We start from the raw sequence: 21,379 nt of genomic DNA on the forward strand, positions 1-21,379 counted from the left end.
CATTATCGCCAAAAGACATTAACCCCTTGTAATGAAGGGAAGAGTAAGGAACTGATATGAAGAAAAGATATTTGGTCATAGCACTAGTTGTTTTTTCATTTATTTCGATATTTATCGGAGTGAAAGACATCTCTCCATTGGATATCTTTCACTTAACAGATCAACAATATCAAACGCTAATTGTGAGTCGTATTCCACGTCTAGTCAGCATTATTATAGCTGGAATGAGTATGAGCATCGTGGGATTAATTATGCAACAGTTAACACGTAATAAATTCGTATCGCCAACGACGGCGGGAACGATGGATTCAGCGAGATTCGGAATCCTTGTTGCGATGATGGTATTTCCCAATGTTACATCGTTGGAGAAGATGTTCGTCGCATTCATTTTTGCACTTATAGGTACCTTTATCTTTATGAGAATTTTAGACAAGGTGAAATATAAGGATGCCATTTTCATTCCGCTGGTAGGGATTATGTTCGGGAATGTCGTCGGTTCAATCACAACATTCTTTGCCTATAAGAACGATCTCATTCAGAATATGGCTTCATGGCTGCAAGGAGACTTTTCAGTCATCTTGAAAGGACGATATGAGATGCTATATATTAGCATTCCGCTCGTTATTATCGCGTACATATTTGCGAATCGGTTCACTATTGCTGGTATGGGTGAAGAATTCGCTAAGAACTTAGGCTTGAACTATAAGCAAGTCGTAAATATTGGGCTGGTCATTGTAGCAGCGGTGTCCTCTATCGTGATTTTAACGGTCGGAATGATTCCCTTCCTAGGACTCGTTGTTCCGAATATTGTGACGATCTATCAGGGGGATAATCTCAAGAAGAGCCTCTCACATACCGCATTATTAGGAGCTGTATTTCTACTGTTCTGTGACATTCTAGGACGACTTATTATATATCCTTATGAAATTTCAATTGGTCTCACTGTGGGCGTGTTAGGAAGCGGGATATTTATCTACTTACTTATTAGAAGAAAGGCATATGCATAATGAAGGTTAAGCTTAGTATCTTATTCGTTATCGTGTTAGCACTTATTGCTTTATTTCTTTTGTATGATGTGGGTGGTCACTGGGATTATGTTCTTCCAAGGAGAAGTAAGAAGGTTCTAGCTATGATTCTTACAGGGAGCGCCATTGCATTCTCTACGATTGTGTTCCAGACCATTACGAACAATCGTATATTGACACCTAGTATTCTAGGATTAGATTCACTATATATGTTGTTTCAGACCTTTATTATTTATGCTTTTGGATCTACACATTTAACATCGATGGATCGAAATGTTAATTTCTTGATTTCTGTTGCGTTAATGATTGGATTCTCAGGTGTATTTTACAAAATTCTTTTTCGCAAAGAAGGTCAGAGCAATATCTACTTTTTGTTATTAATCGGGATGATCTTAGGGACGTTCTTTGGTAGCGTATCTTCATTTATGGAGGTTCTTATTGACCCTAATGAGTTCTTGATGTTGCAGGATAAGATGTTCGCAAGCTTCAACAATGTGAATACGGACTTGTTAATCATATCGATTATTGGGATTGCTGGAGTGAGTGTTTACTTTTTGAGATTCGTTAAGTACCTTGATGTCATCTCATTAGGAAGAGATCAGGCTGTCAATCTAGGTGTGAATTACGATTATGTTGTCAAAAGATTACTCGTGGTCGTAGCCATCTTGATGTCTATTGCAACAGCCTTAGTCGGGCCAATTACTTTTCTAGGACTTTTGGTTGCCAATGTAGCTCATCAATTCCTCAAAACATATAAACATAAATATTTAATCTTTGGCTCCATTCTAATTAGTATCATTGCATTAATCGGAGGACAGTTCATTGTAGAGAAGGTATTTACATTCTCCACCACACTAAGTGTCATTATTAACTTTGTTGGAGGGGCGTACTTTATATATCTTCTGCTAAAGGAGAATAAGTCGTGATAGAGGTAAGAAATGTATCTAAGAAATATGATGGTAATCCTGTTGTTGATGAAGTTTCAGTTCAGATTCCCAAGGGGGCTATTACTTCCTTTATCGGGCCAAACGGTGCAGGGAAAAGTACGCTGCTATCGATGATCAGTCGGCTCATTACGATGGATCAAGGGAATGTGATGATTGATGGACAGGATATTAGCAAAATTAAGAGTAGTGATCTAGCTAAGCAAATTTCCATTCTGAAACAGTCAAATCACATTAATATTCGCTTGACCATTAAGGAGCTCGTGAGCTTCGGGAGATTCCCTTATTCTAAAGGGAAGTTGACCGCCGAAGATTGGAAGTATGTGAATGAGGCAATCGAGTATATGGATCTGGGGGATATTCAAGATAAATACTTAGATCAATTGAGTGGTGGGCAGAACCAACGGGCTTATATTGCCATGGTCATTGCACAGAATACGGATTATATTCTGCTTGATGAACCGTTGAATAATTTAGATATGAAGCATTCTGTGCAGATTATGAAGGTGTTAAGACGAATGGTCGTAGAACTGGGTAAAACGGTCATTATCGTCATTCATGATATTAACTTCGCCTCCGTCTATTCCGATTATATCGTTGCCCTTAAGAATGGACGAATCATTAAAGAGGGTGCTACAGCTGACATTATCGATTCAGGCGTCCTTAAAGATGTGTATGGAATGGATATCCATATTGAGAACATCATGTGTAATAAGATATGTGTTTATTTTGCTTAATGATTGACCCGTAACCTTAGGAAATTATGATGTGACATACCATATGTATAGGCGCCAGTATGGTATTAGCGTCAATGATTTTAATAGCATCACCAAAAAAGTCTAGGAGTGATTGGATTGAAGAAAAGTGTACTCATGATCATAATGACTGTCATGTTAGCTGTACTAGTGGCTGCATGCGGCAACAATACGAACAAAGAAGCAAGTAACGGAAACGCTGGAACTGCAACGAACACAACAAACGCAGCAGCACCTACAGAGCCCGTCGAGAGCAAAGAATTAACGATTACGCATCAATTGGGTACAACACCAGTAAAGACGAATCCTGAGAAAGTAGTTGTGTTTGACTTCGGTATTCTAGATTCGCTAGATAAGCTGGGTGTTGAAGTGACGGGTGTACCGCAAGCGAACATACCTCCATACCTTGCGAAATACGAAGATGCTAAATATGCTAACGTTGGTAGCTTGAAAGAGCCTGATTTCGAAAAAATTAATGCACTTGGTCCTGATCTTATCATCATCTCGGGAAGACAAAGTGAAGCTTACGATGAGTTATCAAAGATTGCTCCAACGATTTTCTTAGGAGTAGACAATACGAAATTAGTAGAGTCTTTCAAAGAAAATATGAATACACTAGGCCAAATCTTTGATAAACAAGCTCAAATTGATGAGGAAGTAGCTCAGATTGAGGCATCAATTAAAAACATTCATGACAAAGCAACGGCAAATGGCAAGAATGGACTTATCGTGCTTGCTAACGAAGGTAAACTGAGTGCCTATGGTGCCGGTTCAAGATTTGGAATTATTCATGATGTGCTAGGATTTGCACCTGTAGACGCTACTGTTAAAGTATCTACACATGGAGATAAAATTGCTCCTGAGTTTATTGCGGAGAAGAATCCAGACTATCTATTTGTTGTAGATCGTAGCAGTGTAGTAGCTGCTGATGGTGCAGAGTCAGTATCTGCTAAGGATACCATTGAGAATGAATTGGTAAAGAATACGAACGCGTTCAAAGAAGGACATATCGTCTATCTAGATCCGAACTACTGGTACCTATCTGGTGGTGGGCTTGTATCTATGGCAGAGATGATCAACGAAATCGGTGCAGCGATCCAATAAGGAACGCGAATACCGTTCTCCATCCCGTGTAATCTTCTCTAAGAAGAAGACGTTATTATCGTTAATAGCTTATTTCGCAAAAACTGCCGAGATCATGATCTCGGCAGTTTTTGCTATCATATGACCTCTTATACCAAGGACGCAGATCCTCTTCCTACGATAACTAAGTGAACAGAAGTATGCTTACCATGTCGATTAAGCTTCTTGGAATACTTCGTGATCAAAAGATGACTTTTAGAGTAACGCTAGTAAAAACGACCTATGCAAATGAGTGAGCGGGTGAATAGGATGTACAGAAGAAATCGAACAGGAAGGGGAAGCGAATGGGAACAATAACAAGTAAATGGACGAAGACCAATGCGCTACTGGGAAACAGAGAGATTAAGCGTTATATTCCCCAGACTCGTAGATTAACGAGGGAAAGTTTATCGAACATGCTCGCTACGTATGGGATGGTGTACATTAAGCCAGAACAGGGTATGCATGGAAATGGAGTTATTCGTGCTGAGATGCTTAGGGAGGGAATAGGCTCATTTCAATATCAGTTGGGCACCCGTTCGAATAACTTCAAGGATTATGATACCTTCTATCAATCTTTGCGGAAGATCACGAAGAAGAAGAGCTATTTAGTACAGATGGGTATCCATCTATTGAAGTATCAGAAGCGTAGATTTGACATTCGAGTCATGGTTCAGTTAAGTCCAAAAGGGATGTGGGAGACGACGGGCATCATTGGTAGAGTAGCGCATCCTGGAAAAATAGTAACGAACTATCATAGTGGTGGTAAACTAGTAGCTATTGAGAAGCTGTTAGCACCTTATTTAACAGTGAATGAGCAGAAATCTCAAATTGAAAAAATGAGTGTGTTAGGCGTTATGATTGCTAAAAAGCTGAGACAAAGGCAACCTAATATTCATCAAATTGGTGTGGATGTGGGGCTTGATCTGTCTATGAAGCCATGGATTATAGAGGTGAACACGAGCCCTAATCCATATATATTTAACAAGCTTACAGATAAATCAATGTATCGAAAAGTAATGAAGTATAGACGTCTGAGTCGCTAGTTCAGCCTAGATTCATGTACACCTATCTTGCTCGCGTACAATCAAGAGGGTATATCTAGCCAACTGTAATGGCTTTGGTATATCCTCTTGATTTGATGACTTTCTAAATGATATACAATTGTTGGTATTTAAGATATATTAGACGTGTCATTTGGAAATAGGGAAGAGGAGGAAGAATGAATGAGTAACAGTGGAATCCGCAGCATTACGGTTAATCAGATTGGCTATGTGACAAATAGTGAGAAGATAGCTTTATTCAAAGGACGTGGAGGGACTTACCGGGTTGTAAATGATCACACGAAGGAGGTCGTCTTTCAGGGTGAGACCGAAGGTCAAATGAAGGATGAGGCTAGTGGAGTCACCGTTTATTCTGGAAATTTCTCAGATATAGTAAAGACTGGGCAGTACCATATTGAACAGGAGGGAAGAGAACCATCAGCATCCTTCTTGATTTCGGATCGCCCATATCATCAGCTTCATAAGGGCCTCTTGAAAGCGTTCTATTACTATCGTTGTGGTGTAGATTTAGTAGAGGAATTTGCAGGACCTTGGAAGCATAAAGCTTGTCATTTAACGAAGGTTAAAGTCTATGGTCAACCGGATATCTTGCTACATAGTAATGGTGGTTGGCATGATGCTGGTGATTATGGGAAGTATGCAGGGCCAGGTGCTAAAGCAGTTGCTGATTTGCTACTGGCTTACGAGTTATATCCCAATGCATTTAGCGAGCCTGTTCCACTCCCGGAAAGTGATAACGAAACGCCGGATGTACTACATGAGTGTCGTGTTGAATTGGAATGGTTATTCACAATGCAAGACACTACAACAGGTGGCGTATTCCATAAGCTGACGACATTACAGTTTCCTTCTTTAGATGTCATGCCTGAGGATGATACGGCTGAGTTGTATTTCTCGCCAATCTCGGCAACTGCGACAGGTTGCTTCGCCGCAGTGATGGCTATGGCTTCTCGTATTTATATGCCATTTGATTCAGAGTTTGCTGTATCTTGCATGAAAGCGGCAATGGCCGCTTGGAAATGGCTGGGGCAGAACCCAGACGTACCTGGCTTCAAGAATCCATCGGAGATTACGACTGGTGAATACGGTGATGAGCAGGACCTAGACGAGCGTTTTTGGGCTGCTGCAGAATTGTTCCGCTCAACGGGTGACGAGTCCTACCATCGTGTATTTCAGTCATTATCCAAGAAATCTTTCTCTAAGACCAGTCTGGGTTGGGCCGACATGGGTGGCTATGGTACGATTGCATACTTATTGCAAGGAGAGGAGCAAGTAACGGACCCATTGTACAATGAGTTGAAGAAGGATTGGCTACAAGAAGCAGAACGCCTTGTCCATCAGAGCGAACAGGATGGTTATAACATATCACTACGAACTGAAGATTATATATGGGGAAGCAACATGCTAGTCATGAACAATGCTATGCACCTACTCATTGCCTATCATATACATGAGAATCCTAAGTTTGAGTCATGTGCATTGGATCATCTTCATTATCTCATGGGCCGTAACGTGCTAGATACAAGCTATGTCACAGGATTTGGAGATCGATCTGTTATGAATCCCCACCACCGACCATCTGTAGGGGATGATGTGGTTAATCCAGTACCTGGCATGGTTATTGGAGGTCCGGATCGAGGGCTTCACGATGATTATGTGAGAGAACATTTACTGGGCATGCCTGCCGCGCAGTGTTATGCAGATCATGAGGATAGCTACTCTACTAATGAAGTGACGATCTATTGGAATTCTCCAGCATTATTCTTGGTTTCTCACTTTAACTGTAAATGAAGGACTGAAATAAATAAATGAAGCAAGAAATGAGTATGTCATCCTATAAGTAAGGACGGCATACTTATTCTTGCGAGAAATGTATAAATGAAGTATCGGGTAATGCAAATATTTTATTTATAATAAAAGGATATTTATAGCATGTATAGAAATGTTATACTATACAAGTATATTTACTTAGAGAGGAGTGATTGTAATTGGAGCAATTAGGTGAACCCATCATCTCCGTTCGTAATCTAACGATGAGCTATGGAAACAAGATGATTCTACGCTATATCAACTTAGATGTATTTAAAGGACAGATTATAGGATATATTGGACCCAACGGCGCAGGAAAGAGTACAACGGTGAAGATATTGTTAGGACTCATAGAAGGATATATGGGAGAAGTGAAGATCTTTGGTAAAGATATATCAGATGGAAATGTTGAGTATAAGAGAAAGATCGGATATGTACCCGAAGTCGCTGATATTTATGATAGCCTCACAGCACAAGAGTATCTAACGTTTATCGGACAACTATATGGATTGGAATATAATAAAGCAGATCATAAAGCACAACAGTTGATGACCAATTTCGAGTTGAAATCGATGTACCGTACGCGCATCTCCTCCTTCTCCAAAGGGATGAAGCAGAAGGTGCTGTTGATTTCAAGCATGATACATAATCCTGATATTTTGTTCTTGGACGAGCCACTCAGCGGACTAGATGCCAATAGCGTCATGGTTGTGAAGGAGATATTAGCTTGTTTAGCCGCTCAAGGGAAGACGATATTCTATTCCTCACACATCATGGATGTGGTGGAGAAGATCAGCAATCGAATTATTCTACTAGATGACGGAAAGATTATAGCAGATGGAAGCTTTCACGAGCTGCAGGAACAATCCAAGGAAGGATCACTGGAGCAAATATTCAATCAACTTACTGGATTTCACGACCATAAGGATGTCGCAGAACGAATGGTCTCCATTGTACAAGAGGTATAAACTATGGAAGATTTCAAATCGTTGAAGGTATTAGATCGGTTTCGTGTGATTTTCGAGAAAATGGGTATTCATTATATGATTATGAGAAGAATACTTCAAATCAAATTGACGATGGATGGCAGAAGAGTACCTACTATTAGTGGAAATGTAGCATCCCTTCAGGATGAGGAAGAAGGGAAGAATAAGTTTTTGAGATCCTTGTGGTTGTACCTCTTATTGGGTGTAGTAGCCTTAGCACCCTTGGTAATGATGGGGGACAACTTTATATTTCAAATGAGTATCGTATTTGGGGCGCTGATGTTTATGGTGCTGACCTCCCTGATATCTGACTTCTCATCGGTTCTCTTAGATATTCGTGATATCAATATACTGGACTCGAAACCAGTGAATGCAAGGACCATTCATGCTGCTAAGATTATGCATGTGTGTATATATCTATTCTTCGTTACAAGTTCTCTTGCTGTTGCTCCACTTATTGGCGGTACCATCCGGCATGGAGTTGTCTTTCTAATTCTCTTCCTCATCGCGCTGGTATTCATAGATATATTTATTGTGGTATTAACGGCACTATTGTACCTTGTTGTGCTTCAGTTTTTTGACGGAGAAAAGTTGAAGGATATGATTAACTATGTGCAAATTGGTTTAACTCTAACCATGGCCATTGGATATCAATTCATTTCACGATTATTTCATATTGTAGATTTTAATTATGTGTTTGATGGAAAGTGGTGGCAGTATTTTATTGTACCTGTATGGTTCGCTGCACCATTTGAACTGTTTATTCATAGTGATCATAGCAAGACTATTCTGATCTTTTCTCTTATGGCCGTGCTGGTGCCAATAGTAGCTGTCTACATATATGTTAGGTATATGCCTACATTTGAGAGGAATTTACAGAAACTCATGAACAATAGCGGGACGAAGAAAGGGGGAACTCGCACCAGAGGGGCGGGAATATCAAGATGGTTGTGTTCGATTCATGAAGAAAGAATATTCTTCCGATTTACCACAGACATGATAAGAAATGACCGGAATTTCAAGTTGAAAATATACCCATCTTTGGGTCTTTCTCTAGTACTTCCATTTATATTTCTATTTAATTTTGTACAGTTTCAGGAATGGGATAATATATCTTCTAGTAAAAGTTATTTGCTGATGTATGCCGCGGCTTTATTTATTCCAACGGTTATCATAATGATGAAATTCTCAGAAAGCTATAAGGGAGCCTGGATATATAGGATGATGCCTATCCCAAATCTATCTCCTATATTTAAAGGAAGTCTTAAAGCCATCTTAGTGAAGTTGTTCTTACCGTTATTTATATTAATAAGCATCCTGTTTATAGTGATATTTGGACTAAGAATACTACCTGACTTGGTGGTATTTCTATTGAGTATATGTATTTACACTGTCATTTCGTTTCTTATATTAAGAAAGGCACTACCCTTCTCGGAACCTTATCGGGTTGCGAGAGGATCAGAAACCATGAGATTGTTTCTACTGATGGCTATTCTTGCTATTCTTGCAGGTGCTCATCTCTTGAGTACCTTAGTGAGTTATGGCGTATATATGTATATGATCCTCCTAATAATGTTGAATTTTCTTAGCTGGAGTCGAGCTTTTAGAACCACTTGGGATAACGTAACTAGACCGTCACTAGATTAAGTGAGGAAGAAACAGGGGTAAATCCCTCCTTCCACCTTTTGATTATATTTGAAAGAAGTAGTACATTTAGATAGATACTAGTTAGGAGGTTCGGGATATAATGTATTACGAAGACAGCGAGAATTTGACTATCATGACATACACACTTAACAGTGGCATTAAAGGGACTGTTCCTTTATCGAATAAACAGATTCAAGAATGGATGGAAAGTTACAGATCAAATACGAAATTTATTACAGCGATTGGCAAAGAGTTCTTTGGCCTTAATCCAGATCTAGTTGCAGACTTTAAGGTGCAGAATCGATTCTCCAACTACGTGGAGATAATTAGACCTATATCGATAGGTGATCAAGAGAAGAATGATGAACTCTCGCAAGCCTATGAAGAGAATCTTGTATTCTTCAAGGTGGACTGCAAATGTGGGACGACATATACAACCTATTCGCAATACTATACGACGAAGTGGTTTTGCTCGAAGTGTAAAGAGATTGTATTTATGGATAAGAAGAAAGGTAAGGTTCCCACAGACAAAGGTGAGGCCTGGTATATGACGAATAAGTATTTTGTAGATCGGGAATCATAGAAATACATTGCGACAATACACAAGGAACAGCTACGACGAAAGATCCGGTAGCTGCTCCTTTTTTTTTGAAGTTAATTAATGTACTTTGAATCGTTCAATAAGACGATGAAGCTTCTCGGACATTTCTGCAAGGAGAGTAGCGGAAGCATCGACCTCCTCCATGGATGCAAGCTGTTGCTCTGAGGCAGCAGACACACTTTGCGTTCCATCATACGTCTGATTGGCTAGTTCAACGATAACTTGTGCTGTTTCAACAAGTAGATTAGCATTGTTGGACAGTTGATGGATGGCTGAGGAGACGTGTTTATTCTGCTCCGTAATATTGTCGGCTGAGCATTCAATTTGTTCGAGGGAAGCTTCAAGCTCAGAGATACGTGTCATTTCTTGTGTTACTTGCATAGCTGTATCTAACATGCCTTGACTAGCAGTTTCTATTAGTATTAAGGTCGCTGTTACGACTTCGGAAATTTCTTTAGCTGATTGGGATGAGCTCTCAGACAATTTCCTTACTGAACTAGCTACTACGGAGAATCCTTGGCCATGCACGCCGGCACGGGCAGCCTCGATCGCTGCATTTAAAGCTAGTAGGTTAGTTTCTGCTGCTATTCCTGTCATAACATCAAGCATATGTCTTATTTCCTGCGAATGATCCTTTAAGTTCTGAATCGTAGATGATAATTCCTGTATGCTTTGATTTATATTTGTCATTTGATCAACAGTTTCATGTATTGATAGCTTCCCCGCCCGGGCTTGATGTAAATTATCAGCAGCGGATACGAGCGCTTGTTCAGTGCTTAACGAGATATTTGAAATAAAGGTTGATATTTCTGCGATCTTCTCAGAGCTTACTTCTAAGTTCAGTAGCTGCTTCTCTGCGCCATCAGCCATTTCGCCAATGATCAAGACGGTTTGTCGTCCGGCTTCTTCCGTCTGCTTAGAGCTTGCAGATAATTGTTGGGAAGAGGCTGCAACTTGAATTGAAGTATCGTTGACCTCTTGAATGAGTTCTTGTAGATTGCGAGTCATCATATTGAAATCTGCGGAGAGCTGTCCGATTTCATCTGTGCTTTTAAACATCAATGGTTTCACAGTCAGATCACCTTTAGTAATTTGGTGCACATGCGCTGATAGAAGAGCTATTGGACGGATCATTCTCTGAATGATCAGATAAATAACTAGTGCAGCGGCAAGAAATAAAGAAGCACCTACAATGAAAGGATATAAGAGCGTGTTAATCGTGCGTTGTTGAATGAGCGAAGCGTCAACATTGATGGCGAGAAGAGCGATGATTTCTTGAGTAGAGTCATTGTCTTTATAAATGGGCCCGTATCCTGTCTTTAGGTGGATATCATCATATGTGTATACGCTGGAATAGCTGGAATGCTTCATATTAATAATCATTTCACGAGCATCTTGATCTAAGTAGAAGGAGTCGCCTGCTTGATATCCTCTGCTTTTCAGACTGGTATCAGCAGCTAGAATGGTGCCATCCAAAGATAGGACGAAAGCTTCTTTAAACAAGGGCTTCTTATGTATAATCCAATCAATGTTAGTCTCCACTGTGTGACGTGAAGTAGTATCTCCTTGAACGAGTGCTATAATATCTTGTGGATCAACTAACCCTGAAGTGATGTCTGCACATCCAACCGTTTCGATTCCGAGTGCTTCATCAATCTGGCGATAGGTTATATTATAAGCAAAGCTGCTGACCGATACACCTACTGCAAAGAGTAGGGCGATCAACATTAATGTAATCTTCGTAGCTAATCTCACGTTGTAGCCTCCAGTATCTAATGTGTATAAGTTGTTAGTATAAAATTGCAAATAAAATAAGATTAACAGATCAATTTTTAATATTGTGTGACAAACTTCACAATGTGGATAACTTTTTCCTTTAAGTGTGATAAATATCACATGCTCTTGGAGGAGGGTCTGACAAAATATAAAGATATAAAAAGGGAAGAGGGATAATAATTATGGATCCGGTCATGCTCGCACGCATCCAATTTGCGTCAACAACGCTGTTTCACTTTATTTTTGTACCATTGTCCATAGGATTGGCATTACTGATCGCCATTATGGAGACAATGTATGTTATCGAAGGAAAAGAAGAGTACAAAAAGATGGCCAAATTCTGGGGTCATTTGTTTCTTATAAACTTTGCTGTAGGTATCGTAACAGGAATACTACAAGAATTTCAGTTTGGGATGAATTGGTCGGATTATTCTAGATTTGTAGGAGATGTATTTGGAGCACCGCTAGCAATCGAAGCATTACTGGCTTTTTTCCTAGAGTCCACATTTCTTGGGATATGGATTTTTGGGTGGGACCGCTTGTCTAAGAAGCTTCACTTAGCGTGTATTTGGTTAGTATCTTTTGGTACTATGATGTCCGCTGTTTGGATTCTAATCGCGAATTCCTTTATGCAGAGACCTGTTGGATTTGAGATTAATAATGGTCGAGCCGAGATGAATGACTTCTTTGCTCTGATTACGAACGGACAGGCATTAGTGGAAATTCCACATACCATTCTAGCCGCATTCATGACAGGGGCCTTCTTCGTTACAGGTGTCAGCGCCTATAAAATGTTGAAACGTCAAGATTTTCAATTTTTCAAGAAGTCTTTCATTATTGCTATTATCGTAGGAATGGTCTCATCGATTGGTGTCGCGCTTGTAGGACATAGTCAAGCCCAATACCTAGTAGAGACGCAACCGATGAAGATGGCGGCTTCGGAAGGACTATGGGATACAAGTTCTGACCCGGCTCCTTGGACGGTCTTTGCGACAATAGATCCGGAGAAGAAAGAGAATGGTATGGTTATACAAATTCCATATTTACTCAGCTTCTTGTCTTATAGTAAGTTCTCTGGTGAAGTGGTTGGGATGAACCAGCTACAAGCAGAGTATGAAGAGAAATATGGTCCGGGGGACTATATTCCACCTGTACGCACGACGTTCTGGAGCTTCCGGATCATGGTAGCAAGTGGATCTGTACTCATACTTCTAAGTATGTATGGTGTCTATTTGGTAGCTCGTAAGAAGCTAGAACAGACTAACAAATGGTTTATGCGTATTATGATATGGTCGATTTCATTACCTTTTATCGCGAACTCAGCAGGTTGGATTATGACGGAGATGGGTCGCCAACCGTGGACTGTATTTGGATTATTCAAGACGGAAGATAGTATTTCTCCTAACGTATCGGCTGGGCAAATTCTATTCTCATTAATTACGTTCTCACTTGCTTATACTGTATTAGCTGTGATCTTAGTATATCTGTTCATTCGTGTGATTAAGAAGGGACCGAATGATTCGGGTACCCCTGAGGAAGAATCTCACGACCCATTTGATAAGGAGGTTAATCATGTCTCTTAATGAGTTGTGGTTCTTGTTGATTGCCGTATTATTCGTTGGCTTTTTCTTCTTGGAAGGTTTCGACTTTGGTGTGGGCATGTCAACAGCGGTTCTAGCGAAGAATGATTCGGAGCGTCGTGTATTGATTAATTCAATTGGCCCTTTCTGGGATGCAAATGAAGTGTGGCTGATTACAGCGGGGGGAGCGATGTTCGCTGCCTTTCCACATTGGTATGCTACATTATTTAGTGGATTCTATACTGCGCTCGTATTTGTGTTATTAGCTTTGATTGGTCGTGGTGTAGCTTTCGAATTTAGAGGTAAGGTAGCTTCTGAAACGTGGAAAAAAACATGGGATGTCATTATTTTCTTCGGTAGCTTACTTCCACCGTTGTTGTTCGGAGTTGTATTCGCTTGTCTTATACAGGGCGTTCCTATCGGTGAAGATATGAATATGAATGCAGGATTCTCCGATATTGTGAATGGCTATACGTTACTTGGCGGGATCACGGTAGTTGTTCTTTGTCTAGTACATGGCCTTATGTTTACTACTTTAAGAGTGTTAGGTGATTTACAGGACCGAGCACGTGTGATGGCTAAGAAGTTATTGATTCCACTCGCAGTATTATTAGTCGGGTTCTCTGTGATGACATATTTTGTGACAGATATATTTGAAGTTCGTGGTGGTATTCTAAGCGTAACTGCGATTATTGGAGTAATCGCGTACTTCCTAGCCGGTTATTTCATGTCTCGTAAAAGGGATGGTTGGGCTTTTGGTATGACGGGCGCAGTAATCATCATATCATTCGCATCTATATTTATTGGGTTGTTCCCAAGAGTGATGGTCAGTTCGATTAGTGATGCCTTTAGTTTGACAATTACCAACGCTGCTTCAGGACAATATTCATTAAAGGTCATGTCCATCGTTGCGCTTACCTTGCTTCCGTTTGTACTCGGGTATCAAGTGTGGAGTTACTATATTTTTAATAAACGAGTAAATGCGAAAGATCATATGGAATACTGATGGGTCGAAATTTATTAGCATTTAAAGGTATCAAACCCATCCTGGTAGCGGTGGCACTGCTGACCTTAGTGCAAAGCATGTCTATACTATGGATGGCAAGAGCGTTGTCGGAAGTCGTCTCTGCCTTATTTGCTGGGGATGCGCTACAAGATCAGACTAATGGAATAGCTATATTTCTGGTTTCATTTATGGCTCGACATGTCGTGAATTTCCTGCAACAAAAAATAACGTACCGATATGCCGAGCGTACCGGTACGTTATTGCGCAAACAATTAATGGACAAGCTATTTCAGCTTGGGCCGCGGTTTGCCAAGACGGAAGGAACAGGGAAGCTTGTAACGCTTGTATTGGACGGAACATCCAAATTCAGACTCTATTTGGAACTGATTATTCCGCGTACCGTCGCGACGGCGGTGATCCCAGCGGTAATCTTTGTTTATGTATTCACACAGGATATTCAGTCTGCGATTATACTCTTAGTTACGATGCCGATACTCATCGTGTTTATGATTCTTATCGGTCTTTCTTCACGTAAACAAGTGGATAATCAGATGGATTCCTACCGTAATTTAGCCAATCACTTCGTGGATTCATTGCGTGGATTGGAGACGCTGAAATACTTAGGGCGAAGTAAATCACATATCAGTACAATTGGCGCAGTCAGTGATAAGTACAGAAAAGCTACGATGCGAACTTTGCGAGTCGCCTTTCTATCTTCATTCGCTTTAGACTTCTTTACGATGTTATCCGTAGCATCCGTAGCCGTGGGTCTAGGTCTTCGTTTGATTAATGGAGATATGATGCTTGTAACAGCGTTGACGATCCTTATTCTAGCCCCAGAATACTTCCTGCCAGTCCGAATGGTAGGATCAGATTACCATGCAACCTTGAATGGGAAAGAGGCGGGAGAAGCGATCCAAGCTATAATCGATATGCCAATAGAAAAGTTAGATGTAACGTTACCCGTTGGATTCTCTTATGCTTGGAATGTTGACAGTCAATTGACGCTATCTCATGTTCAGGTGCAGCACGAAGCAGAGGGTCCTCATTCCTTGCACGATGTAACCCTGCATATTCAAGGAATGAAGAAGATAGGGATTATTGGTGAGAGTGGAGCTGGTAAATCAACGTTAATTGATGTTCTAAGTGGATTTCTACGACCGTCATCAGGCAACATCATGCTGAATGGGCAACAATTTCCTGCCCTAACAGATGTGGCGTGGCAGAATCAGATGACGTATATCCCTCAGAATCCATACTTGTTCAGCAGTAGTCTTGCAGATAATGTGAAATTCTACACGCCAGAGGCAAGTCAATCTCAAGTGGAGCAAGCGGTTATGAACGCAGGTCTATCTGATCTTGTGAATGACTTAAACGATGGGTACGACGAGATTATTGGTGGTGGAGGTCGTGCTTTGAGTGGTGGTCAAGCACAACGAGTGGCGCTTGCGCGTGCGTTTCTTAGCGATCGGCCAGTCATTCTACTAGACGAACCAACGGCACATTTAGATATCGAGACTGAATATGAGCTGAAGGAGACGATGCGTTCTCTTTTCGAAGGAAAGCTGGTGTTTCTTGCTACGCACCGTCTACACTGGATGCCGGATATGGATCAGATTATCGTTATGGATCAAGGTAAGGTAGCTGAGATCGGTACACATGAGGAGTTACTAGCCTGTAAGGGTGTGTATTATGAATTAATTAGAACCCAGTTGGAGGGTGTACTATGAGACGCGAACAATGGCTGAGACCTTATATTACTTCTTACTTCTGGCGATTTATAATTATTGTAGCTTTGGGTGCCTTGACGGTATTCACAGCTAGTAGTTTGATGTTCTCATCAGGTTATCTCATCTCTAAATCTGCATTACGCCCAGAGAATATTTTGATGGTGTATGTGCAGATCGTCATTGTGAGAACCTTTGGAACAAGTAGATCAGTCGTTCATTATGTAGAGCGACTCGTTGGGCATGATACGATTCTCAGAATTTTATCGAAAATGCGTGTACAGTTATATCGTATTCTAGAACCACAAGCGCTATTTATTTCATCACGCTTCCGAGCGGGGGATATTCTCGGTGTTCTTGCAGAGGATATTGAGAAGCTACAAGATGTGTACCTGCGTACTATTTTTCCAAGCGTAGTAGCTTTGGTCTTATATACGATATCGATTACGGCCTTAGGGCAATTTGATGTACAATTCGCACTGTTCATGGCACTGTATCTGCTCATTCTCATCCTCGTGCTGCCTTGGATCTCCCTGTGGCTTACGAAGAAGAAGAACAAACAGTCGCAGCAGAAGCGTGGCCGGTTGTATCAGACGTTGACGGATGCTGTACTGGGTATGAGTGACTGGGTGATCAGTGGTAGACCGGCTCAATTCGTCAATCTGTATGAGAATGATGAATTAGAAGTAGCGAATATTGATCGTAAGTTGAGCACTTGGGCAAGATGGAGAAATTTGATCGGGCAAGCTACGGTGGGGATCGTTGTCGTAGGTGTATTGTACTGGGCAGGACAGCAATATGCAGATGGTATGATCGCTTCGACGATGATAGCTGCCTTTGTACTTGTAGTATTTCCGTTAATGGATGCATTTCTGCCGATCTCTGAAGCTGTTGAGAAAATCCCGCGTTATCAAGGTTCATTTGCCCGATTGGCCGAGATTACGGATGCGGGTGAAAAGGTTGAGGGAAGAGGCAAACGGGACTCTGCTGGTGCTGGTAAGTCTAGTGAGTCTGGGAAATCCGGTAAGTCCGGTGAGTCCGGTAACTCTGGTGAGTCTGGCGAGTTGGGGAAATCCGGAGAGACTGCTAAGTCCTCCCAGGTGGAAATGGTTAGTGAAGAGGTTGTGGATGAGGCAAAGAATGACGCGCATATTATGATTGATCATGCGTCCTATCGTTATGATGCAGAAGGCGCATGGTCTTTCCATGACATTACGCTAGATATTCCGCAAGGAAAGAAAGTAGCTATTATAGGACGGAGTGGCGCAGGGAAGTCAACCTTGTTGAAGCTGGTCCTCGGAGCTATCGTACCTGAACAGGGTACTGCAACAATCCATGGGACTAATTCTAGTCAATTTGGTGAACATATTCCTAGTCTTATCGCGGTATTGAACCAGAGCCCTCATCTATTCGATACTTCCGTGACGAATAATATTCGCTTAGGGAAATTGGATGCAACTGATGAGGAAATAAGTGAAGTGGCCAAGAAAGTCAGAATGGATCAACTCATTGAATCCCTTCCTAAGGGGTACAAGACGGCTATGCATGAGACAGGCCAACGATTCTCTGGTGGCGAACGGCAACGGATCGCGTTAGCTCGTGTTCTTCTACAAGATACGCCTGTTGTCATTCTAGATGAACCGACAGTGGGTCTTGATCCTCGAACAGAGAATGAACTGCTCTCTACGATTTTTGAGACGCTTGCAGGTAAATCGCTTATATGGGTAACTCATCATTTAGTAGGTGCTGAGCATATGGATGAGATCATCTTTATGGAACATGGGAAGGTTGAAATGAGAGGTTCCCATGTTGAACTCATGGAGAAATATCCGCGGTATCGTAATCTGTATCATCTAGATCGTCCTGAGAGTTTTCTTGAAGCACTGTGATCGATTTAATGTTCATTCCACCTAATTCAATGAATTTTTCTATAAAATAACAAGAAGGACGCCGTAAGGCGTCCTTCTTGACATAGTAGTATAAGTTTGTGGGAGACCATTAGATGTACTCCACCTTTTCGTTAATCAACAGATGCAGAAGTACATCTAAATCCGACCAATTTCCTCTAACCCTAATTTTAGCTGCACAGAGTACATCTAGATTAATCAAATTCCCTCTTTTCATCGTTATCGTCACTTTTAACTGTAGGTTATGCATCTATTTCCCGCTTCCGCACCTTTCCTGCTATTTTAAGTGTAGTTTTTGCAGCTATTCCGCTGGGACTACAGGATTTCAACGTTTGTGGGAATTCAATCGGGGCGCAACTCAATATAATAATGCCCCGTCCATGTAGTTTTCATAGGCTACGTGGACGGGGTACTGATGTTAAATCAATTAGTCTTCTTTCGGATGAATCATTTGCTCTGGTCTTACAACTTCGTCAAATTGTTCTTCTGTTAGCAGATTGCTACGCAAAGCAGCTTCTTTCAGTGTGAGACCCTCTTTATGCGCCAGCTTAGCTACAGCGGCTGCATTCTCATATCCGATATGTGGATTAAGAGCGGTAACGAGCATAAGGGATTGATTGAGATTACGCTCAATGATAGCAAGGTTCGGTTCAATTCCAACGGCACAATGATCGTTGAATGATCTAATGGCATCTGCTAACAGTCCTACGGATTGAAGAAAGTTATAGATGATAACAGGCTTGAACACATTCAGTTCGAAGTTACCTTGGCTTGCGGCGAATCCGATCGCTGCATCGTTACCCATGACTTGGCATACGACCATCGTTAATGCTTCACTTTGTGTTGGATTCACTTTACCTGGCATAATTGAGCTTCCGGGTTCATTTGCTGGAATAATCAATTCCCCGATTCCACACCGTGGCCCACTGGCTAACCATCTTACATCGTTAGCAATTTTCATAAGATCAGCGGCAAGCGCTTTCAGTGCGCCGTGAACATAGACGAGTTCATCATGGCTCGTAAGGGAATGAAATTTGTTACTTGCTGAAGTGAAGGTTTTACCTGTTATGCTACTGATCTCCTCAGCGACCATGTCACCAAATTTAGGATGGGCATTAATTCCGGTTCCAACCGCTGTTCCACCAATGGCAAGTTCACGAACATACTCAACACTACTTTGAATCATTGTCCCCGTCTTCTCAAGCATACGATGCCAGCCGCTAACTTCTTGCCCTAAGGTAATGGGTGTAGCGTCTTGCAGATGGGTTCTTCCAATCTTGATGATATCTTGAAATTGTTCGGTTTTGAGACGTAACGTTTCTTTAAGTTGTGCTATAGAAGGCAATAATTGATCTTCTATTGCGACCAACGCAGCCATATGCATCGCGGTTGGGAATGTATCATTTGAACTTTGTGATTTGTTCACATCATCGTTAGGGTGAATGCGCACGGTACTATCTTTAAGAGCTAGAAGTTGGTTCGCACGGTTTGCAATGACCTCGTTGACATTCATATTGGACTGGGTACCGCTGCCTGTCTGCCAGACAACGAGCGGAAAGTGTTCATCGAGTTTACCTTCGATAATCTCGTTAGCGGCGGCAACGATTGCATCCACTTTGATTGAGTTCATTTTACCAAGCTTACCATTAGCTAATGCTGCACTTTTCTTTAGAATAGCGAATGCTCGGATAAGATCCATAGGCATTTTCTCTATGCCAATTTGAAAGTTCTCGAAGCTTCGTTGGGTCTGTGCAGCCCATAACTTGTCCGTAGGTACCTTTATTTCCCCAATAGTATCCTTCTCGATTCTGTATTCCATCTGTACGTCATCCTCCTCTAACATAATCATTCCTACATAGGCAATATATCATAATTTGGGGGTGAAATGGAAAAGCCATTTCTTTGAGAATGGAGAAATGGCTGAATGGACAATATAATTAAGAAGACTAATACTTGAAATCGATCGGATTATGTATTAGAGTGGCGAAGTTACGTTCATGAAGAACACCTCTCTCCTAAGAGAGACAGATGAGAATAGCAGTTGCAGAAAGGGCCCTTATTTTGAATGAAAAGCAATAATGAGGGGAATAGTTGCACAAACGACACTTAAAACAGAGGAAATCATGATAATGGGTGAGTTTGCAGTAATTAGATACCCTTTGTGCAATTAAACTTAGTGATAGGGGAATATGACCGGATTTAAGTGTACTTTAGGCACCTATTGGTGGGGACGGAAGGTGACTATATGTATACGAAGGCCGCCGCCGATCATTTTCTTAATCTATATTGCTATTGGGGTAGATAACGTAGTATTTTAGAAGTAAGCCATAATGGATGAGGAGAGGGAAGATATAAATGAAGACTGCAATGTTTGTGATGATGGCTGTCGTTATCGTACTGATGCTGGTTCTTTTAGCAGCAAGCCTTTACTTATATAAAATAAGCATTTTTCGTAGCAAAAAGGACTTCCTAAATATAGACCCTAACTTGATTAAAACAACCCACCCTTGGGAAACGTCAACAGACTGGTTGCAAGAACAACCAATGGAGACGATTAAAATTCAATCAGATGATGGGTTGCAGCTGACGGGCTATTATGTTCCTGCGCAAACGGATAGCGATAAGGTTGTTATTCTGGCACACGGATATTCAGGGCAAGGTAGAGACATGTCGAACTTCGCGAAGATGTATCAGGAACTGGGATATCATGTGCTAATGCCAGACGATAGGGGACATGGTCAGAGCGAGGGGAACTACATCGGGTTCGGATGGCATGATCGCAAGGATTACCTGAAATGGATTGATTATGTTATCAAAAGCGAGGGAGAAAATTCGCAAATTATTCTTCATGGGATCTCCATGGGCGGATCTACCGTGCTGATGGCCAGTGGGGAACCTTTGCCAGAACAGGTGAAATGTATCGTTTCTGACTGCGCCTATACTTCGGTGAAAGATATTCTAACGTATCAATTAAAAACAATGTATAAGCTACCTGCATTCCCTCTGATTCCGTTGACGAGTCTAGTATGTAGATTGAAGGCAGGGTATTTCTTCGGGGAGGCATCTGCCTTAGATCAAGTAAGTCGAACGAAACTTCCGATCCTCTTCATTCATGGTGACGAAGATAAATTCGTTCCCTATGACATGGTACACCGATTGTACGCGGCCGCAGGCAGTGAGAAGGAATTGCTATCGGTCCCTAATGCGCAGCACGGCAATGCCTATTTTGCAGACAAAGAAGGGTATGGTAACAAGTTAACGTCATTTGTGAGTCGGTATGTGTTCTGAACAAAAGAGTGTTCGTAATTCATGATGGATATCATGAGATACGAACACTCTTTTATTACGTTTACTAATATGTGAGCATCAATATATGAAATTCAGGAATTGAGCAATGGGATGTGCATTAATATACGTAAAGGGAGGTGGT

At 41.3% G+C, this 21,379-nt stretch carries 17 protein-coding genes; 14 read left to right on the forward strand and 3 right to left on the reverse strand.

From position 1 onward, the window contains the following. Window positions 1–56 precede the first annotated feature (56 nt). From AC1TO8_RS12440 to AC1TO8_RS12480, 9 genes are all read left to right on the forward strand, one after another. Window positions 57–1,007, forward strand: a complete 951-nt coding sequence (locus tag AC1TO8_RS12440) for an ABC transporter permease (protein WP_482055929.1) — start codon at window positions 57–59, stop codon at window positions 1,005–1,007. Next, complete coding sequence (locus tag AC1TO8_RS12445; RefSeq protein ID WP_482055930.1) at window positions 1,007–1,951, forward strand: iron chelate uptake ABC transporter family permease subunit; 945 nt, start codon at window positions 1,007–1,009, stop codon at window positions 1,949–1,951. Before AC1TO8_RS12440 ends, AC1TO8_RS12445 begins: the two co-directional genes overlap by 1 nt. Next, window positions 1,948–2,706: an iron ABC transporter ATP-binding protein gene (locus tag AC1TO8_RS12450; RefSeq protein ID WP_482055931.1), complete on the forward strand. Its 759-nt coding sequence runs from the start codon at window positions 1,948–1,950 to the stop codon at window positions 2,704–2,706. The genes AC1TO8_RS12445 and AC1TO8_RS12450 overlap by 4 nt, the downstream gene beginning before the upstream one ends. Window positions 2,707–2,823: 117 nt before the next feature. Further along, entirely contained in the window at window positions 2,824–3,828 is a 1,005-nt protein-coding gene (locus tag AC1TO8_RS12455; RefSeq protein WP_482055932.1) for a siderophore ABC transporter substrate-binding protein, read from the forward strand. A 323-nt stretch (window positions 3,829–4,151) separates the two neighbouring features. Beyond that, complete coding sequence (locus AC1TO8_RS12460; RefSeq protein ID WP_482055933.1) at window positions 4,152–4,892, forward strand: YheC/YheD family protein; 741 nt, start codon at window positions 4,152–4,154, stop codon at window positions 4,890–4,892. A gap of 180 nt (window positions 4,893–5,072) precedes the next feature. Then, on the forward strand, window positions 5,073–6,701 hold the full coding sequence (locus tag AC1TO8_RS12465; protein WP_482055934.1) for a glycoside hydrolase family 9 protein: 1,629 nt from the start codon (window positions 5,073–5,075) through the stop codon (window positions 6,699–6,701). A 242-nt stretch (window positions 6,702–6,943) separates the two neighbouring features. Then, window positions 6,944–7,687 (forward strand): ABC transporter ATP-binding protein, encoded by a 744-nt coding sequence (locus tag AC1TO8_RS12470; protein WP_482055967.1) that lies wholly within the window; start codon window positions 6,944–6,946, stop codon window positions 7,685–7,687. Between the two features lie 3 nt (window positions 7,688–7,690). Then, window positions 7,691–9,352 (forward strand): hypothetical protein, encoded by a 1,662-nt coding sequence (locus AC1TO8_RS12475; protein ID WP_482055935.1) that lies wholly within the window; start codon window positions 7,691–7,693, stop codon window positions 9,350–9,352. A gap of 100 nt (window positions 9,353–9,452) precedes the next feature. Next, complete coding sequence (locus tag AC1TO8_RS12480) at window positions 9,453–9,935, forward strand: hypothetical protein (protein ID WP_482055936.1); 483 nt, start codon at window positions 9,453–9,455, stop codon at window positions 9,933–9,935. 75 nt (window positions 9,936–10,010) lie between these two features. On the opposite strand, the gene AC1TO8_RS12485 is transcribed toward AC1TO8_RS12480, so the two are convergent. Beyond that, window positions 10,011–11,708, reverse strand: coding sequence for a methyl-accepting chemotaxis protein (locus tag AC1TO8_RS12485; RefSeq protein ID WP_482055937.1), 1,698 nt, complete (start codon window positions 11,706–11,708; stop codon window positions 10,011–10,013). 203 nt (window positions 11,709–11,911) lie between these two features. Here AC1TO8_RS12485 and AC1TO8_RS12490 point away from each other — a divergent pair, with 203 nt between their 5' ends. The 4 genes from AC1TO8_RS12490 to AC1TO8_RS12505 are packed head-to-tail and all read left to right on the forward strand — an operon-like array spanning window position 11,912 to window position 17,931. Next, entirely contained in the window at window positions 11,912–13,312 is a 1,401-nt protein-coding gene (locus tag AC1TO8_RS12490) for a cytochrome ubiquinol oxidase subunit I (protein ID WP_482055938.1), read from the forward strand. Next, window positions 13,299–14,315: a cytochrome d ubiquinol oxidase subunit II gene (cydB, locus tag AC1TO8_RS12495; protein WP_482055968.1), complete on the forward strand. Its 1,017-nt coding sequence runs from the start codon at window positions 13,299–13,301 to the stop codon at window positions 14,313–14,315. Before AC1TO8_RS12490 ends, cydB begins: the two co-directional genes overlap by 14 nt. Beyond that, entirely contained in the window at window positions 14,315–16,045 is a 1,731-nt protein-coding gene (gene cydD / locus AC1TO8_RS12500) for a thiol reductant ABC exporter subunit CydD (protein WP_482055939.1), read from the forward strand. Before cydB ends, cydD begins: the two co-directional genes overlap by 1 nt. Further along, a complete protein-coding gene (locus tag AC1TO8_RS12505; protein ID WP_482055940.1) occupies window positions 16,042–17,931 on the forward strand; it encodes an amino acid ABC transporter ATP-binding/permease protein in 1,890 nt (629 codons plus the stop codon). The genes cydD and AC1TO8_RS12505 overlap by 4 nt, the downstream gene beginning before the upstream one ends. 109 nt (window positions 17,932–18,040) lie before the next feature. Here AC1TO8_RS12505 and AC1TO8_RS12510 read toward each other — a convergent pair whose 3' ends face one another. Further along, window positions 18,041–18,199, reverse strand: coding sequence for a hypothetical protein (locus AC1TO8_RS12510; protein WP_482055941.1), 159 nt, complete (start codon window positions 18,197–18,199; stop codon window positions 18,041–18,043). A gap of 177 nt (window positions 18,200–18,376) precedes the next feature. Next, complete coding sequence (gene fumC / locus AC1TO8_RS12515) at window positions 18,377–19,768, reverse strand: class II fumarate hydratase (RefSeq protein ID WP_482055942.1); 1,392 nt, start codon at window positions 19,766–19,768, stop codon at window positions 18,377–18,379. A 536-nt stretch (window positions 19,769–20,304) separates the two neighbouring features. Between fumC and AC1TO8_RS12520 the strand changes: the two genes are divergently transcribed. Then, window positions 20,305–21,237, forward strand: coding sequence for an alpha/beta hydrolase (locus tag AC1TO8_RS12520; RefSeq protein ID WP_482055943.1), 933 nt, complete (start codon window positions 20,305–20,307; stop codon window positions 21,235–21,237). Window positions 21,238–21,379 lie beyond the last annotated feature (142 nt).

The sequence above is a fragment of the Paenibacillus sp. Y859 genome (genome assembly GCF_056786405.1).

Excerpts from the sequence above, each read along its gene's own strand:
- AC1TO8_RS12440 (WP_482055929.1), top strand. The coding sequence starts at position 57 with ATGAAGAAAAGATATTTGGTCATAGCACTAGTTGTTTTTTCATTTATT.
- AC1TO8_RS12445 (WP_482055930.1), top strand. The coding sequence starts at position 1,007 with ATGAAGGTTAAGCTTAGTATCTTATTCGTTATCGTGTTAGCACTTATT.
- AC1TO8_RS12460 (WP_482055933.1), top strand. The coding sequence starts at position 4,152 with ATGGGAACAATAACAAGTAAATGGACGAAGACCAATGCGCTACTGGGA.
- AC1TO8_RS12465 (WP_482055934.1), top strand. The coding sequence starts at position 5,073 with ATGAGTAACAGTGGAATCCGCAGCATTACGGTTAATCAGATTGGCTAT.
- AC1TO8_RS12470 (WP_482055967.1), top strand. The coding sequence starts at position 6,944 with ATGAGCTATGGAAACAAGATGATTCTACGCTATATCAACTTAGATGTA.
- AC1TO8_RS12475 (WP_482055935.1), top strand. The coding sequence starts at position 7,691 with ATGGAAGATTTCAAATCGTTGAAGGTATTAGATCGGTTTCGTGTGATT.
- AC1TO8_RS12480 (WP_482055936.1), top strand. The coding sequence starts at position 9,453 with ATGTATTACGAAGACAGCGAGAATTTGACTATCATGACATACACACTT.
- AC1TO8_RS12490 (WP_482055938.1), top strand. The coding sequence starts at position 11,912 with ATGGATCCGGTCATGCTCGCACGCATCCAATTTGCGTCAACAACGCTG.
- cydD (WP_482055939.1), top strand. The coding sequence starts at position 14,315 with ATGGGTCGAAATTTATTAGCATTTAAAGGTATCAAACCCATCCTGGTA.
- AC1TO8_RS12505 (WP_482055940.1), top strand. The coding sequence starts at position 16,042 with ATGAGACGCGAACAATGGCTGAGACCTTATATTACTTCTTACTTCTGG.
- AC1TO8_RS12510 (WP_482055941.1), bottom strand. The coding sequence starts at position 18,199 with ATGCATAACCTACAGTTAAAAGTGACGATAACGATGAAAAGAGGGAAT.
- fumC (WP_482055942.1), bottom strand. The coding sequence starts at position 19,768 with ATGGAATACAGAATCGAGAAGGATACTATTGGGGAAATAAAGGTACCT.
- AC1TO8_RS12520 (WP_482055943.1), top strand. The coding sequence starts at position 20,305 with ATGAAGACTGCAATGTTTGTGATGATGGCTGTCGTTATCGTACTGATG.